16 protein-coding genes are annotated in these 13,405 nt (G+C 54.5%); 15 read left to right on the top strand and 1 reads right to left on the bottom strand.

Going from position 1 to position 13,405, the window contains the following annotated elements; all coding sequences use genetic code 11:
- Positions 1–8: 8 nt before the first annotated feature.
- The 12 genes from ruvB to BMX00_RS06880 all read left to right on the top strand — a co-directional run bounded on the left by ruvB (position 9) and on the right by BMX00_RS06880 (position 9,696).
- Positions 9–1,067 carry a Holliday junction branch migration DNA helicase RuvB gene (gene ruvB, locus BMX00_RS06935; RefSeq protein WP_090828301.1) on the top strand — a complete coding sequence of 353 codons (1,059 nt, stop codon included), beginning with the start codon at positions 9–11 and terminating at the stop codon, positions 1,065–1,067.
- A gap of 79 nt (positions 1,068–1,146) precedes the next feature.
- Positions 1,147–1,608, top strand: a complete 462-nt coding sequence (ybgC, locus tag BMX00_RS06930; RefSeq protein ID WP_090828300.1) for a tol-pal system-associated acyl-CoA thioesterase — start codon at positions 1,147–1,149, stop codon at positions 1,606–1,608.
- Positions 1,605–2,291 (top strand): protein TolQ, encoded by a 687-nt coding sequence (gene tolQ, locus BMX00_RS06925; RefSeq protein ID WP_090828299.1) that lies wholly within the window; start codon positions 1,605–1,607, stop codon positions 2,289–2,291. The genes ybgC and tolQ overlap by 4 nt, the downstream gene beginning before the upstream one ends.
- 60 nt (positions 2,292–2,351) lie before the next feature.
- A complete protein-coding gene (gene tolR, locus BMX00_RS06920) occupies positions 2,352–2,768 on the top strand; it encodes a protein TolR (protein ID WP_090828298.1) in 417 nt (138 codons plus the stop codon).
- Positions 2,769–2,863: 95 nt separating this feature from the next.
- Positions 2,864–3,664: a TonB C-terminal domain-containing protein gene (locus tag BMX00_RS06915; protein WP_090828297.1), complete on the top strand. Its 801-nt coding sequence runs from the start codon at positions 2,864–2,866 to the stop codon at positions 3,662–3,664.
- Positions 3,665–3,708: 44 nt separating this feature from the next.
- Complete coding sequence (gene tolB / locus BMX00_RS06910; RefSeq protein ID WP_090828296.1) at positions 3,709–5,007, top strand: Tol-Pal system beta propeller repeat protein TolB; 1,299 nt, start codon at positions 3,709–3,711, stop codon at positions 5,005–5,007.
- Between the two features lie 53 nt (positions 5,008–5,060).
- Complete coding sequence (gene pal, locus BMX00_RS06905; protein WP_090828295.1) at positions 5,061–5,576, top strand: peptidoglycan-associated lipoprotein Pal; 516 nt, start codon at positions 5,061–5,063, stop codon at positions 5,574–5,576.
- Positions 5,573–6,472 carry a tol-pal system protein YbgF gene (gene ybgF, locus BMX00_RS06900; protein WP_245727880.1) on the top strand — a complete coding sequence of 300 codons (900 nt, stop codon included), beginning with the start codon at positions 5,573–5,575 and terminating at the stop codon, positions 6,470–6,472. Before pal ends, ybgF begins: the two co-directional genes overlap by 4 nt.
- Positions 6,473–6,522: 50 nt before the next feature.
- Positions 6,523–7,224: a 7-carboxy-7-deazaguanine synthase QueE gene (queE, locus tag BMX00_RS06895; protein WP_090828294.1), complete on the top strand. Its 702-nt coding sequence runs from the start codon at positions 6,523–6,525 to the stop codon at positions 7,222–7,224.
- 287 nt (positions 7,225–7,511) lie between these two features.
- A complete protein-coding gene (gene queC, locus BMX00_RS06890; protein WP_090828293.1) occupies positions 7,512–8,201 on the top strand; it encodes a 7-cyano-7-deazaguanine synthase QueC in 690 nt (229 codons plus the stop codon).
- Positions 8,202–8,279: 78 nt separating this feature from the next.
- On the top strand, positions 8,280–8,978 hold the full coding sequence (gene aat, locus BMX00_RS06885; RefSeq protein ID WP_090828292.1) for a leucyl/phenylalanyl-tRNA--protein transferase: 699 nt from the start codon (positions 8,280–8,282) through the stop codon (positions 8,976–8,978).
- Positions 8,962–9,696, top strand: a complete 735-nt coding sequence (locus BMX00_RS06880) for an arginyltransferase (RefSeq protein ID WP_090828291.1) — start codon at positions 8,962–8,964, stop codon at positions 9,694–9,696. Before aat ends, BMX00_RS06880 begins: the two co-directional genes overlap by 17 nt.
- Positions 9,697–9,767: 71 nt before the next feature.
- On the opposite strand, the gene BMX00_RS06875 is transcribed toward BMX00_RS06880, so the two are convergent.
- The gene (locus tag BMX00_RS06875) at positions 9,768–10,706 is read right to left on the bottom strand and encodes a tetratricopeptide repeat protein (RefSeq protein WP_090828290.1); all 939 of its coding nucleotides are present in this window, start codon (positions 10,704–10,706) and stop codon (positions 9,768–9,770) included.
- Positions 10,707–10,801: 95 nt separating this feature from the next.
- Here BMX00_RS06875 and BMX00_RS06870 point away from each other — a divergent pair, with 95 nt between their 5' ends.
- The 3 genes from BMX00_RS06870 to nth all read left to right on the top strand — a co-directional run bounded on the left by BMX00_RS06870 (position 10,802) and on the right by nth (position 13,377).
- Entirely contained in the window at positions 10,802–11,833 is a 1,032-nt protein-coding gene (locus BMX00_RS06870; protein ID WP_090828289.1) for a quinone-dependent dihydroorotate dehydrogenase, read from the top strand.
- Positions 11,834–11,841: 8 nt separating this feature from the next.
- On the top strand, positions 11,842–12,576 hold the full coding sequence (locus BMX00_RS06865) for an RnfABCDGE type electron transport complex subunit B (protein WP_245727878.1): 735 nt from the start codon (positions 11,842–11,844) through the stop codon (positions 12,574–12,576).
- 162 nt (positions 12,577–12,738) lie between these two features.
- Positions 12,739–13,377 (top strand): endonuclease III, encoded by a 639-nt coding sequence (nth, locus tag BMX00_RS06860; protein WP_090828287.1) that lies wholly within the window; start codon positions 12,739–12,741, stop codon positions 13,375–13,377.
- Positions 13,378–13,405: the final 28 nt, after the last annotated feature.

The raw sequence follows: 13,405 nt of genomic DNA, 5'->3' as shown, positions 1-13,405 counted from the left end.
TAGGTTGAATGATTGAGACTGATCGAATAATCACCTCCACGCCCGTTTCCTTCAAGGAAGAGGAGCTGGAGCGGGCACTGCGGCCCAAGCACCTGGATGAATACGTCGGTCAGGAAAAGATCCGCGGACAGTTGCAGATATTCATCGAGGCGGCCCGCCGGCGGCGGGAAGCACTCGACCACGTATTGCTGTTTGGTCCGCCCGGCCTGGGCAAGACCACGCTGGCCCACATCATCGCGAGAGAGATGGGAGTGAGTCTGCGCCAGACATCCGGTCCCGTGCTGGAGCGTCCGGGCGATCTGGCGGCGCTGCTGACCAACCTTGAACCCAACGATGTCCTTTTTATTGACGAAATACACCGCCTCTCACCGGTTGTAGAGGAAATTCTTTACCCCGCACTGGAAGATTATCAGCTTGATATCATGATCGGCGAGGGTCCTGCCGCGCGATCGGTCAAGCTCGACTTGCCGCCGTTCACCCTGGTTGGGGCCACCACTCGGGCCGGTATGCTGACCAACCCCTTGCGGGACCGCTTCGGCATCATTTCGCGTCTGGAATTTTACTCGGTGGAAGAGCTGACCAAAATCGTGACGCGATCCGCGAGCTTGCTGAATGCGGAAATCTCGCCCGAAGGCGCGACGGAGATTGCGCGCCGTTCGCGCGGTACACCGCGTATCGTCAACCGGTTGCTGCGGCGCGTGCGGGATTTCGCCGAAGTCAAGGCCAGCGGCCATATTACCCGGCAGGTGGCGGATGCAGCGCTTATCATGCTGGATGTCGATGCGATCGGCCTCGACGTCATGGATAGAAAGCTGCTCCTGACCGTCATGGAGAAATTCGGCGGGGGACCGGTGGGAGTGGACAATCTGGCTGCCGCCATCAGTGAAGAGCGCGGCACGATCGAAGATGTGCTGGAACCCTATTTGATCCAGCAGGGCTATATGAAGCGCACCCCTCGCGGCCGCATGGCCACGGCTATCGCCTACCAGCACTTCGGCCTGGCGCTGCCGAAGATCGGGTTGAACGCGCTAAACGGGGAGCTGTGGGAAGATGGCCAAACGCTCTAAGTACCTCGTAATAACGTGCCGCGCCTGATCGTCTTACTTGATTCCGGTTTAGCTGTCTTTCATGTCCCGGTTTTAATGTATGAAAACGATAGGAACTGATAAAACGGTAGAAGCTGATAAATTTTCCACTCATTCAGGCGAAGCTTTTTCCCTGCCTGTCCGCGTCTACTATCAGGATACCGATGCGGGCGGGGTGGTTTACCATTCGACCTACCTCGATTTTATGGAGCGCGCCCGCTATGAGTGGCTGCGGGAATTAGGATTCGATATTCATTCACTGGTTCAGGTTCAAAAGGTGGTTTTCATGATTCGCTCACTTAGCATCGAATACTTCAAGCCGGCGCTGCTGGACGACCTGCTGCACGTCAGCGCGCAGGCGGTAGAGCTCGGCCGGAGCCGCATAACGATCTCGCAGCAGGTTATGCGCGGTACGGATATCCTTACCCGCGCAACTGTCCAGGCAGTATGTGTAGGCGCAGATACCCTCAAGCCTGTGAGCGTGCCCGCGTCGCTGCGCCCCAAGCTGGGGATCGCTTCATGAGTCCCGCGGTTACTCAGGATTTATCCTTTCTCCATCTCATCGGCAGTGCCAGCCTGCCGGTGCAACTGGTCATGGCGCTGTTGCTGGTGACTTCCTTCATGTCATGGTGGTTCATCTTCCGCAAACTGTTCGTCATCCGGCAGGCCGTGAGGCGGAGTGATGAGTTCGAGAATGTTTTCTGGAAAGGAACCGATCTCAACGCGCTTTTTCAGAGTGCGGCCAGCTCACGCCATACGGCCGGCAGCATGGAACGGATATTCGAGGCAGGGTTTCGTGAATTCATCAAACACAAACGCCAGCCCGGAATGGATATCAGTACGGTAATGGATAGCACACGCCGCGCAATGCGGGCTACCTACCAGCGCGAAATGGACAACTTGGAATCACATTTGTCATTTCTGGCGACGGTCGGCTCCGTCAGTCCTTACGTCGGGTTGTTCGGCACGGTATGGGGAATCATGAATTCATTTCGTGGCCTGTCCAACGTCACCCAGGCCACCATAGCCCACGTCGCGCCCGGTATCGCGGAGGCACTCATCGCGACCGCAATGGGTTTGTTTGCCGCCATTCCCGCGGTCATCGCTTACAACCGTTACGCCAGCAATATCGACAGGTTGTCGACGCGGTTCGAAAGCTTCATGGAAGAATTGTCGAACGTTTTGCAACGGCAGGCGAGCGGATGAAGACGAGGCAAATGGGAAGAGGGAGAAAGGGGATAAGGGGGATGAGGGAGAGAAGGTCCCATGGCTGAGCGCCGTGGCAGACGCCGCCTGATGAATGAGATAAACGTCGTGCCGTATATCGACGTCATGCTGGTGCTGCTCATCATTTTCATGATTACCGCGCCGCTCATCAACCCGGGCCAGATCGAATTGCCACAGATCGGCAAATCGCTTACACCCCCGGTTGCGCCACTGGAAGTGATCATCAAGGCGGACGGCAGTCTTCGGTTGCATGATCGTGCGAAACCGGGTGGCGAGCAGAAAATAAGCCGCTCGGAACTGGTCGATGCGATCAAACGGAAACAGGCACAAAATACTGAGCAGCCCGTGGTGATCGCTGGCGATAAAAGCGTCCGCTATGAGGAAGTAATGAACGTAATGGATATCTTGCAGCAGCAGCAGGTAAAAAAGGTGGGGTTGCTGGCCAGACCGAAGTGAGCAATGGCCTCCAACATCTTCTATTCGCGTCCGCAGTTGGCAAATGAGCTTGCCTAGAACTCCGCATTTTTAGATGCACCCCGTATGAGTACGCGATGACCGAGGCGGTACTGCGAAATTCCGTGCCTCCCGAACCGGGAAGGGTACCGGCGGGCGTATTAGCCGTGCTGGTCCACATCATTTTTTTTGCTCTTATGATTTTCGGCCTGAATTGGAAAACCTACCCCCCGGAAGGGATGGTGGTGGATTTATGGAGCAGCCTGCCCCAGCCAGAGGTACCTGTCCAGCCAACTATCAAGGAAGCACCCAAGCCGGCTCCGCCGCCGCCTGAGCCCAAGCCGGTACCCAAGGCCGAGACGCCACCTCCCGCCAAGCCGGACATTGCTCTGAAGGAAAAAATCGAGAAACCCAAGCCGGTCGAGAAAGAAAAACCTAAACCGGTGGAAAAAAAACCGCCGGAGAAGCAGAAGCCGGCCGAAAAGGAGCATAAAGAACAGAAGGACCAGCTGAAGGAGCAGAAGACAAGGGTGGCCGACGAAATAGAGCAGATTCAGCGACAGCAGGAAGCAAATGACAGGCTTCAGGCTCAGGCGGCCGCCCAGTCCCGCTTGATGAATGAAATAGCCGAATATAAGGCGCGGATTCTCGCCAAAATAAGAAGAAATATCGTCATGCCCCCCGACCTGCCGGGGAATCCGGTCGTGGAATTCAATGTCACCCTCCTTCCCGGCGGCGACATCCTCGATGTGAAACTGAGCAGGAGTAGTGGTTTCGCGGCTTTCGACAGCGCCGTTGAGCGTGGAATCTATCTATCGAAACCGCTTCCATTGCCGCCCGATCCCGCGATGTTTCCGCAATTCCGTAATTTGAGTGTCAAGGTGCATTACCACGAATGACTGGTATAATTTATAGCATTTCTGCAGATTTTCGAAGGTGTTCCATGCCGATTCGCTTGCACAGGCTTTCCGGATATGCGGGTGTCTTACTCCTGTGGTTGATCAGTACACCTCTGCATGCCACCCTCAACATTGAAATTTTTGGTGGTGGCGCAACGCAGATTCCCATTGCGATCGTCCCTTTCGCCGCTGAAGAAAAGCTTCAGCAAGGCATCACTCCGGTGGTGGCTGCCGATTTGCAGCGCAGCGGATTGTTCAGGCTGGTTGAGCCGGGGGGTCTTAGGCCGCATGAGCCGGTCGAAGTCGTCTATCCCGACTGGATGAATCGCGGTGCCGGCGCCCTGGTCATTGGCAGCACCACGATCCTGCCCGGCGGGCAGGTGGCATTGCGTGTCAAGCTATTGGATGTGGCAAAGCAGACGCAGTTGGCTGCCTATACGGAGACCGTTCCTGCGGAGCAATTACGTGCGGCCGCTCATCGAATCGCCGATATGATCTATGAAAAGCTGACCGGAGATGTCGGTGTGTTCAGTACCCGCATCGCCTATGTGGTGAAGCAGGGAAAAAAATATTCACTGCAGGTGGCGGATGCCGATGGGTTCAATGCCCAGCCGGTGATTGAATATACCGAACCGATCATATCGCCCGCGTGGTCGCCGGACGGCACGCGGCTGGCCTATGTATCATTCGAGAACAAGAAACCGGTTGTTTATGTGCAAACGCTTGCGTCACGCGGGCGCAAGGCGGTGGCCAATTTCAGAGGAAGCAACAGTGCCCCGGCATGGTCGCCGGATGGAAAAAAGCTCGCGGTGGTGCTATCGCTGATGGGGGGGTCGCAAATCTTTTTGATTAATGCGGATGGAAGCGGGCTGCAAAGAATCACTCAGAGTACCGGCATCGATACGGAGCCAAGTTTTTCGCCCGATGGCCGTTATATCATCTTTACCTCCGACCGTGGCGGCAGCCCCCAGATATATCGTATGCCAGTGACAGGAAGTGCGTCTACGACAGCGGAACGCCTCACCTTCGAGGGAAGTTATAACGTCAGTCCGCATTACAGCCCGGACGGAAAAAGCTTCGCTTTTATTCACCGTAATGGCGACAGATTCAATGTTGCGATACAGGATCTTGCCACGCGTCAGGTGCAGTTGCTGACTGATTCGAAATTCGACGAATCCCCCAGCTTCGCCCCCAACGGCAAGATCATCCTTTATGCAACCGAGGTAAAGGGCCGTGGTATATTGTCCGCTGTGTCGAGCGACGGCAAAACCAGGCAACAGCTTTCCACCCAGGCCGGTGATATAAGAGAGCCGGCGTGGGGACCCCTACCGGGCCTGCAATAATTTTTATTCTATTTTTATCGCTGCTGTTTTAGTCAACTTTAAAGGAAACGAAAATGAAAAAAATTTTTGGCGTAATATTGATTGGTTTGTTGTCGGCATGCGCCAGCACTCCCCAGCCTTCCGCGGAAGTGGAAGAGAAGTCCATGGGCACGCAACCGCAGGGCGAAACCTCCAGGGCTACGACAGAGGCAGGCGGCCCGACGCTCAATCCCCTTACGGATCCGAAGAGCATCCTGTCCAAGCGCAGCATTTATTTCGATTTCGACAGTTATGTGGTAAAGGATGAATTCAAGCCTCTTGTGGTGGCTCACGCGCACTATCTACGCAACAATGCGGCTGCCCGGGTGCTCTTGCAAGGAAACACCGACGAGCGCGGCAGCCGCGAGTACAACCTTGCGCTGGGCCAGCGCCGGGCGGACGCTGTCAAGTATGCCATGACGCTATCAGGAGCGAAGGAAGCCCAGATCGAATCGGTCAGCCTGGGAGAAGAGAAACCACGGGCTACCGGGCACGATGAGGCTTCGTGGGCGGAAAACCGCCGTGTAGATATACGTTATCAGGGCGAATGACCGTGCCGTTGCGCGCTTTCTGGCTGTTGTTGTTACTGATCGGCGCTACATCCAGCTACGCCGGGCTGTTCGACGATGAGGAGGCGCGCAGGCAGATTGCCGGGCAGCAGGCAACGATCGGCAATTTGCGCACGCAGAGCCAGGCTCTGGATGCGCGCATCATCAAGCTGGAAGAATTGCTCAACAATCAGCCACTGCTCGACCTTCATAATCAGATCGAGACGCTCAGGGTTGAGCTGAACAAGTTACAGGGTCAGATCGAGGTTCTTGTCAATGAGAATGAGTCGACTCAGAAACGGCAGAAGGATTTTTACATCGATCTGGATAGCCGCCTGAGGAGGCTTGAGCAGCCAAGCGGATCCGCGACATCTGCAGCCGTTTCCATGGCATCCGGACCAGGCGCCAGCGCAGAAACCGATACGGAGGCGTCAGCGGCGGCGGTCGTGCCTCCAGTCGCTCCTTCAGTCGCCCCTTCAGTCGCCCCTTCAGTTGTCCCGAATACCAGTGCCCCGGCAGTGGAGAACGGCGAGAGTTACGCATACGAGTCTGCGTACACCCTGTTCAAAGCTGCCCGGTATCAGGATGCCATTTCCCAATTCAATAAATTCCTGAAGAGCTACCCTGGCTCTAGTCTCGCGCCGAGCGCTCACTACTGGATCGGTAATTCCTATTATGCATTGCGAGACTTCAAGAACGCAGTCAGCACCCAGGAGAAGCTGATCAATACCTTTCCTGACAGTGCCAAGGCACCCGATGCAATGCTCAACCTCGCCAGCAGTCAGCAGGAGATGAATAAGAAACCTGCAGCGAAAAAAACTTTGGAAAACCTCATCCGCAAATACCCCGGCAGTGATGCCGCCGACAAAGCCAAGCGCCGGCTGGCCAATTTAAAATAGTACACCCCCTTCTTGTGGTGCCGGCGCACCATGCTTTCCGCGTACGAGACATGGCCTCTACCTTATCCCCAGCGTCATCAGTATCGCCGAGGAATACGCGATCTTCCGATGAGGAAAGTCTGCGCGTCAGTGAGATTTTCTTTTCTTTACAGGGAGAAACCAGCCGCGTAGGGCTGCCGACAGTATTTGTGCGTCTTGCAGGTTGCCCTCTGCGTTGCGGTTATTGCGATACGGAGTATGCATTTTACGGCGGGCGGCGCTTATCCATTACCGCCATTCTGGCGGAGGTTTGCAGTTTTGCCGCACACTATGTCACGGTTACAGGGGGGGAGCCGCTGGCGCAGAAAGAATGTCTGACTCTGCTCAAGGAATTGTGCAACGCCGGCTATTCAGTATCGCTTGAAACCAGCGGCGCACTGGATATCTCAAAAATTGACACGCGGGTGTCGAAGATCATGGATATCAAGACTCCCGGTTCGGGTGAAGTGGAAAAGAATCTCTGGTCCAATCTCAATCACCTCGCAGCGAATGACGAAGTGAAGTTTGTGCTGTGTGATGAAGTGGATTACCGGTGGGCGATTGAAATCTTTCGTGAACGCCAACTGGATCTAATCTGTCCAATTTTATTTTCACCGGTTTATGGCAGGCTTGACCCCGCCACGCTCGCCGGGTGGGTTTTGCGTGATCGTCTGCCGGTGCGCATGCAGATCCAGTTGCATAAGGTGTTGTGGGGTGAGGGACCCGGGCGATGATAACGGAAACTCTGAACAGGGATACTCAAGCGGCTGGACCCGCCGTGAATTACCGCGTTAATAATTATCCTGGATCCAGCAGTTGACCGCCTATTTTTGCCATGGTCCGAAAGACTCCATGGTCCGCAAAGAGCTTATGCGTCACTTGATTTTCACTTTTTTGGTGAGTTCGCTATACAGGGTATGGGGCGGACTGAACCATTTCTGCGCCACATGGCGTCATCGCGCCTTACCCCGCGCCCGGAAAACCGCTCACTCCACGCTATCCACCTGCCGGATTCAGGATTATGACTAAGGCTGTAGTGCTGCTATCGGGGGGGCTGGACTCGGCTACAACGCTTGCCATCGCAAACAGCAGAGGATACGAATGTCATGCTCTAAGTGTCGATTACGGTCAGCGCCACCGGTCTGAACTGGTGGCCGCGGCAAAACTGGCACAGTCCATCGGAGCTCGCGAGCATAAGATCGTTAAAGTCGATCTGACTTTGTTCGGCGGGTCCGTCCTTACCCAAAAATCCAGGGCGGTACCGGTCGGCGGGATTAAGGCAGGCATACCCGTCACTTATGTTCCTGCCCGCAATACCATCATGCTGTCCCTGGCACTGGCTTGGGCCGAGGTTCTCGAAAGCAGCGATATTTTTCTTGGCGTTAATGCTATCGATTACTCCGGCTACCCCGATTGCCGGCCTGAATACATCGCGGCGTTCGAAAGAATGGCGAATCTGGCCACTAAAAGGTCGGTGGAAGGCGCCAGGTTGAGCGTACGGGCACCATTGATCGCCTTATCCAAGGCAGAGATCATCCAGCAGGGAGCTCTGCTGAGCGTGGATTACAGCCTGACTGTTTCCTGCTATCAGGCGGATGAATCGGGGCTGGCCTGTGGCGTGTGCGATGCGTGCCGAATACGCCGGACCGGGTTTCAGGCAGCGGGCATGCCTGATCCGACGCGTTATCAATTCGCGCCTGTTGCCTGTTGATAGCGCTTACCATCCGTTGATCCCATTATCAGTTAAAAGAGTACACGGGGCACAAGCTCCCTGTTCTTCCGGGGACGCATGATTCCCTGGCTCAGCCCTGAAACCCCTTTCCCTTCATTGAGCACCGCGCTCGAAGTGCCCAACGGGCTGCTCGCAGCGGGCGGCGACCTTTCGCCTCGGCGCCTCCTCGAGGCCTATCGCCTCGGCATTTTTCCCTGGTTTAACGAGGGTGATCCCATTTTATGGTGGAGTCCTGATCCACGCATGGTGCTTTTTCCGAGTGAACTTAAAATATCACGATCACTCAGGAAGACGCTGAAGAACATCGATTATGAAATACGGACTGACAGCGCTTTCCTCGAGGTTATCAGCGCCTGCGCCGCATCGCGTGAAGGGTGTGCCGGCACGTGGATTCATGAAGCCATGGTCGCGGCTTATGCCAGCTTGCATGAAATGGGTTTGGCCCATTCCGTCGAAGTCTGGATGCGCGGCGAATTGGTTGGAGGGCTGTACGGAGTCGCTCAGGGGAGGATGTTTTTCGGCGAATCGATGTTTTCCCGTGTTTCCAATGCATCCAAAATTGCATTGGTCCACTTGGTGTGGCAATTGGAACGCTGGGGCTTCAGTATGATCGATTGCCAGATGAAAACAGCTCATCTGGCGTCTTTAGGCGCGAGAGAAATCCCGCGCAATGAGTTTAGTCAAAAATTGAAAGAATTGATAAACTACCCTGGACGAGTCGAGAAATGGTGTTTTGGTCATGAGCCAGCTAAATGATCTTCCTTCTTGCGTACTGCAGTTCTACACGACCGCCTCGTACCCTTGCAGCTATCTGCCCGACCAGTTGGCACGTTCCCAGGTGGCCACGCCGAGCCACCTGATCGATACCAGCGTATACGGCACATTGGTCCAGGCGGGTTTTCGCCGTAGCGGCGCCTTTACCTATCGGCCTTACTGCGACCACTGCCGTGCCTGCGTGCCGGTGCGCATCGTGGTTGACGAATTGATCCTCAAGCGTTCCCAGCGTCGCTCCTGGAAAAGGCATCAGAACCTGGTTGCGACCCAACACGACTTATATTACCACCCGGATCACTACGCGCTTTACCTGCGCTATCAGGCACGGCGCCATAGTGGTGGTGGTATGGACCGCGATAGCCGCGAGCAATATCGCCACTTTCTGCTGCCAAGTAATGTCAATTCCAGACTGGTCGAGTTTCATGAAAATGGGCGGTTGCGCATGATCAGTATCATTGATGAGCTGCCGGACGGGATATCGTCTGTCTATACGTTTTTTGATCCCGATGTGACAGGCGCAAGCTTTGGCACATATAACATCTTATGGCAAGTGCAACTGTGCCTCGAACTGAAGTTGCCCTATCTCTATCTCGGGTACTGGATCAAGGAAAGCGGGAAAATGGCATACAAAGCCGGATTCAAGCCATTGCAGGGATTGATTGGAGGGCAGTGGGAACTGCTGACTGATAACGATATGTAGCGTCTAGCGCGTCTGGTTTTTGGCACCGCGCGAAACTTATCGGTCTCGCGGATGGAGGTTATAGTTATCGACTAATTATGTTGAGCGGCGCGTATTGCGGCTGCGCGTTTAGCCAGCGGCTCGGCTCTGACCGGATGGCCAATATCCCGATAGAGCTGCGCGAGGTTTTCGAGACCGGTCGCGACATTGGGATGATCCAGCCCTAGCGTTTTTTCGGAAATTTCCAATGCCCGCTTGAAAAGCGGCTCTGCCTGTGGATACTTCCCCTGGTCTCGATACAACCCGGCCAAATTATTCAAACTCAAAGCCACATTGGGATGCTCCGGGCCGAACGTTTTTTTTGAAATCGCGAATACTCTTTTAAAAAGCGGCTCAGCCTGAGAATATTGTTTTTGAGCAGTGTACAGCAGGGCCAAATTGTTAAGGCTCATCGCTACATTAGGATGATTGGGGCCTAGCACTTTTTCCACAATAGCAAGCGCGCGTTTGAGAAGCGGTTCGGCTTCCGTATACTGTTCCTGCGCCTGGTATAGCTGTGCCAGATTATTCAAACTTACCGCCACGTCGGGATGCTCCGGCCCGAGCACTTTCTCATCAATCGCCAGTGCGCGCTGATACAACGGATGCGCCTGCGCGTATTGCCCCTGGCTCCTGTAAACCATTGCGAGATTATTCAGCGCTGCGGCGGCTTCCTGACTTTCCGGGCCGATCGACTTCTCGAAAATCCCGAGGGCGCGTTTGAGTAACGGCTCGGCCTGTGTATACTGACCTTGGGCGTTATATAGTAACGCAAGACTGTTCAGGCTTGTTGCGATGGCAGGATGGTTTGGATCCAGTGACTGCTGGGCTGCCTGCAAAGCCTTCTTTCCCACCAAAATGGCGCGATTATAATCTCCCTGTTGATAGAGTGTTTCCACCTCATTATTGAGCTTGTCCCATTGGCTCATGGCATGAGCGGGATCGCCCAATATTGTTGCGAGAGCGATAATAATAAAAATAGACAGCTTCATACAGAATCCCACCAATGATGAACGTGATGATAAACAAATCGCCCGCGAGATTCAAAATCTCCAAATCTTCCTGAGGCGCCGGATTAACAAAGTAAATGCTTTATTCCCTGCTTCGCCCGTTATTGTTCAGTTTCGATCCCGAAACGGCTCATCGGCTTACCTTTAGCGCAATCGAGAAAGCTCGCCGGTTTGGTTTGTTAACTGGCGATGCCATAGTTTGCACGCCTCGCAACGTTATGGGTTTGAATTTTCCCAATCCCGTGGGACTTGCCGCCGGGCTGGACAAGAATGGCGAACACATCGACGCCCTTGCGGCGCTTGGCTTCGGATTTGTCGAAATCGGCACAGTCACTCCCCGTCCGCAGCCGGGCAACCCTAAACCACGCCTGTTTCGTATGCCCCGCGCAAACGCCATAATCAACCGCATGGGATTTAATAATCACGGGGTCGACAGGTTGCTGGCGAATGTCAGACGTTCGAATCGCAGTTGCATACTCGGCATCAACATTGGCAAGAATTTCGATACCCCTGTCGAAAAAGCGGCGGATGATTACCTGGCGTGTCTGCATAAGGTATATTGTTACGCCGATTATATTGTTATCAATATTTCCTCACCCAATACCCCGGGGCTGAGGCAATTGCAAAACGCCGGGGAATTGGATCGTTTGCTTGCCATGCTGAAATCGAACCAGCGGAAACTGGCTGACGAACATGGCAAATATACGCCTCTGGCGGTGAAAATCGCCCCCGACCTGGAACCGCCGCAGATCGAATCCATCGCAGCGTTGTTGCGGGCGCACGGAATTGATGGGGTTATCGCAACCAATACAACCTTGTCCCGGGCCGGTATTGAAACACTGCCTCATGCGGATGAAGCCGGGGGATTGAGTGGAGCACCGCTCAAGCATAAAGCCACAATGGTCGTCCGCCAATTAAACGCCGCGCTCCAGGGAGCTCTCCCCATCATCGCTGTCGGCGGTATTATGTGCGCGGCCGATGCACGGGAAAAAATCGCGGCTGGGGCAAGCCTGGTGCAGATTTACAGCGGCCTGATTTACCGCGGCCCTCATCTGGTGCGGGAGATCGGACAGGCACTATGTGCCTCGGGTTCGTCGGTTCCACATTGAGGTTCAGTATGACAAGAGATCAGCTCATAGTGGAAATAGATGGCATTTTGCCGCAAACCCAATGCCGCCAATGCGGTTTCGCTGGCTGTCGGCCTTATGCAACGGCGATTGCGGAAGGTCTGGCTGATATTAATCAGTGCTCTCCCGGTGGCAAGAGCGGTATTCTCAAGTTGGCTGGATTGCTGGGAGTGAGCCCCAAGCCGCTCAATACTGCCCATGGTTTTACAAAACCCAGAGCCGTTGCGCTCATTAATGAACAAGCCTGTATAGGCTGTACGCTTTGCATCCTGGCCTGTCCTGTAGACGCCATCGTGGGCGCAGCCAAGCAGGCTCATACAGTGATCACTGAAGAGTGCACCGGCTGCGAGTTATGTATTGCGCCATGTCCCATGGACTGCATCAGTATGGCTCCACCACGAATACCAGCTCTGGGGGAAAACTCCAACGATTCCAAGCCCCATCTCACCTCACGCGGCTACCGGACCGACGCGGACGAAAAGAAAGCCGCGGATCGAGCGCGCGCGCGCCACCGCTTCAGGTTGCTGAGGCTTGAACGTGAGAAGCAGGAACGGGAAGAAAAGCTCGTCCAAAAAGCCGAAGCAGAAAAAGATATAAATGTTTCTCCCGCCGGTCCTTCCGCAACCGGAAATACTAAAAAAGCGATGATCCAGGCTGCATTGGAGCGCGCCATGGCCGCACGAGTTCGACTGAATGACAAAAATGACGGGTGCAGTACAAAATGAAAGTACGGTACAAAATGAAGGTACAGTATATTAAGGAAACCTCTGAATAAGTGCCACGCGGGCGCGACGACGGCTTTTCGGGGGACGCCCTCCGCGGACGACTAATTCTGGCGGTTCCCTAGAGTTTTTCCAATCGATTATCAAATTCTTATCTTCCAACTCATGAATTCGCATACACGCAGGGAGATTTTTACCCGCTTCAAGGCGGCCAATCCACATCCCACTACCGAGCTGGCATATGGTTCGCCTTTCGAATTGCTTATAGCAGTGATTCTATCGGCACAGGCTACTGACAAGGGCGTGAATCTGGCAACGCGGAAACTGTTTCCCAAGGCAAATACGCCCGAGAAGATACTGGCATTGGGGGAAGCCGGTCTGCGAGAGTTTATCAAGAGTATCGGATTATATAAAACGAAGGCAAAGAATATACTGGCGACGTGTGCCATGCTCATTGAGCATTACGGTGGCGAAGTTCCGCGGACGCGGGAACAACTGGAAAAATTGCCTGGCGTGGGCCGCAAGACCGCCAATGTGATGTTGAATACCGCGTTCGGCGAACCGACCATCGCGGTAGACACTCACATTTTTCGCGTATCAAACCGAACCGGTATCGCACGCGGAAAAACCGTGCTGGAAGTGGAGCAAAAGCTCTTGAAATGTGTCCCGGAAGAATTTCGGCACGATGCCCACCACTGGCTTATTTTGCACGGACGCTACGTGTGCGTGGCCAGGAAACCAAAATGCCCCGCCTGCATCATCAATGATCTGTGCGAATATGAGGACAAGACTCCGTTTCTTTAGGAAAACTTTTTCACCGCTTCGCGCGTGA

It is taken from the genome of Nitrosovibrio tenuis, from assembly GCF_900109785.1.
Classification (GTDB): Bacteria; Pseudomonadota; Gammaproteobacteria; order Burkholderiales; family Nitrosomonadaceae; genus Nitrosospira; species Nitrosospira tenuis_A.
The sequence above is the reverse complement of the archived record's forward strand: the minus strand, read 5'-3'. Positions and strand labels throughout refer to the sequence as shown.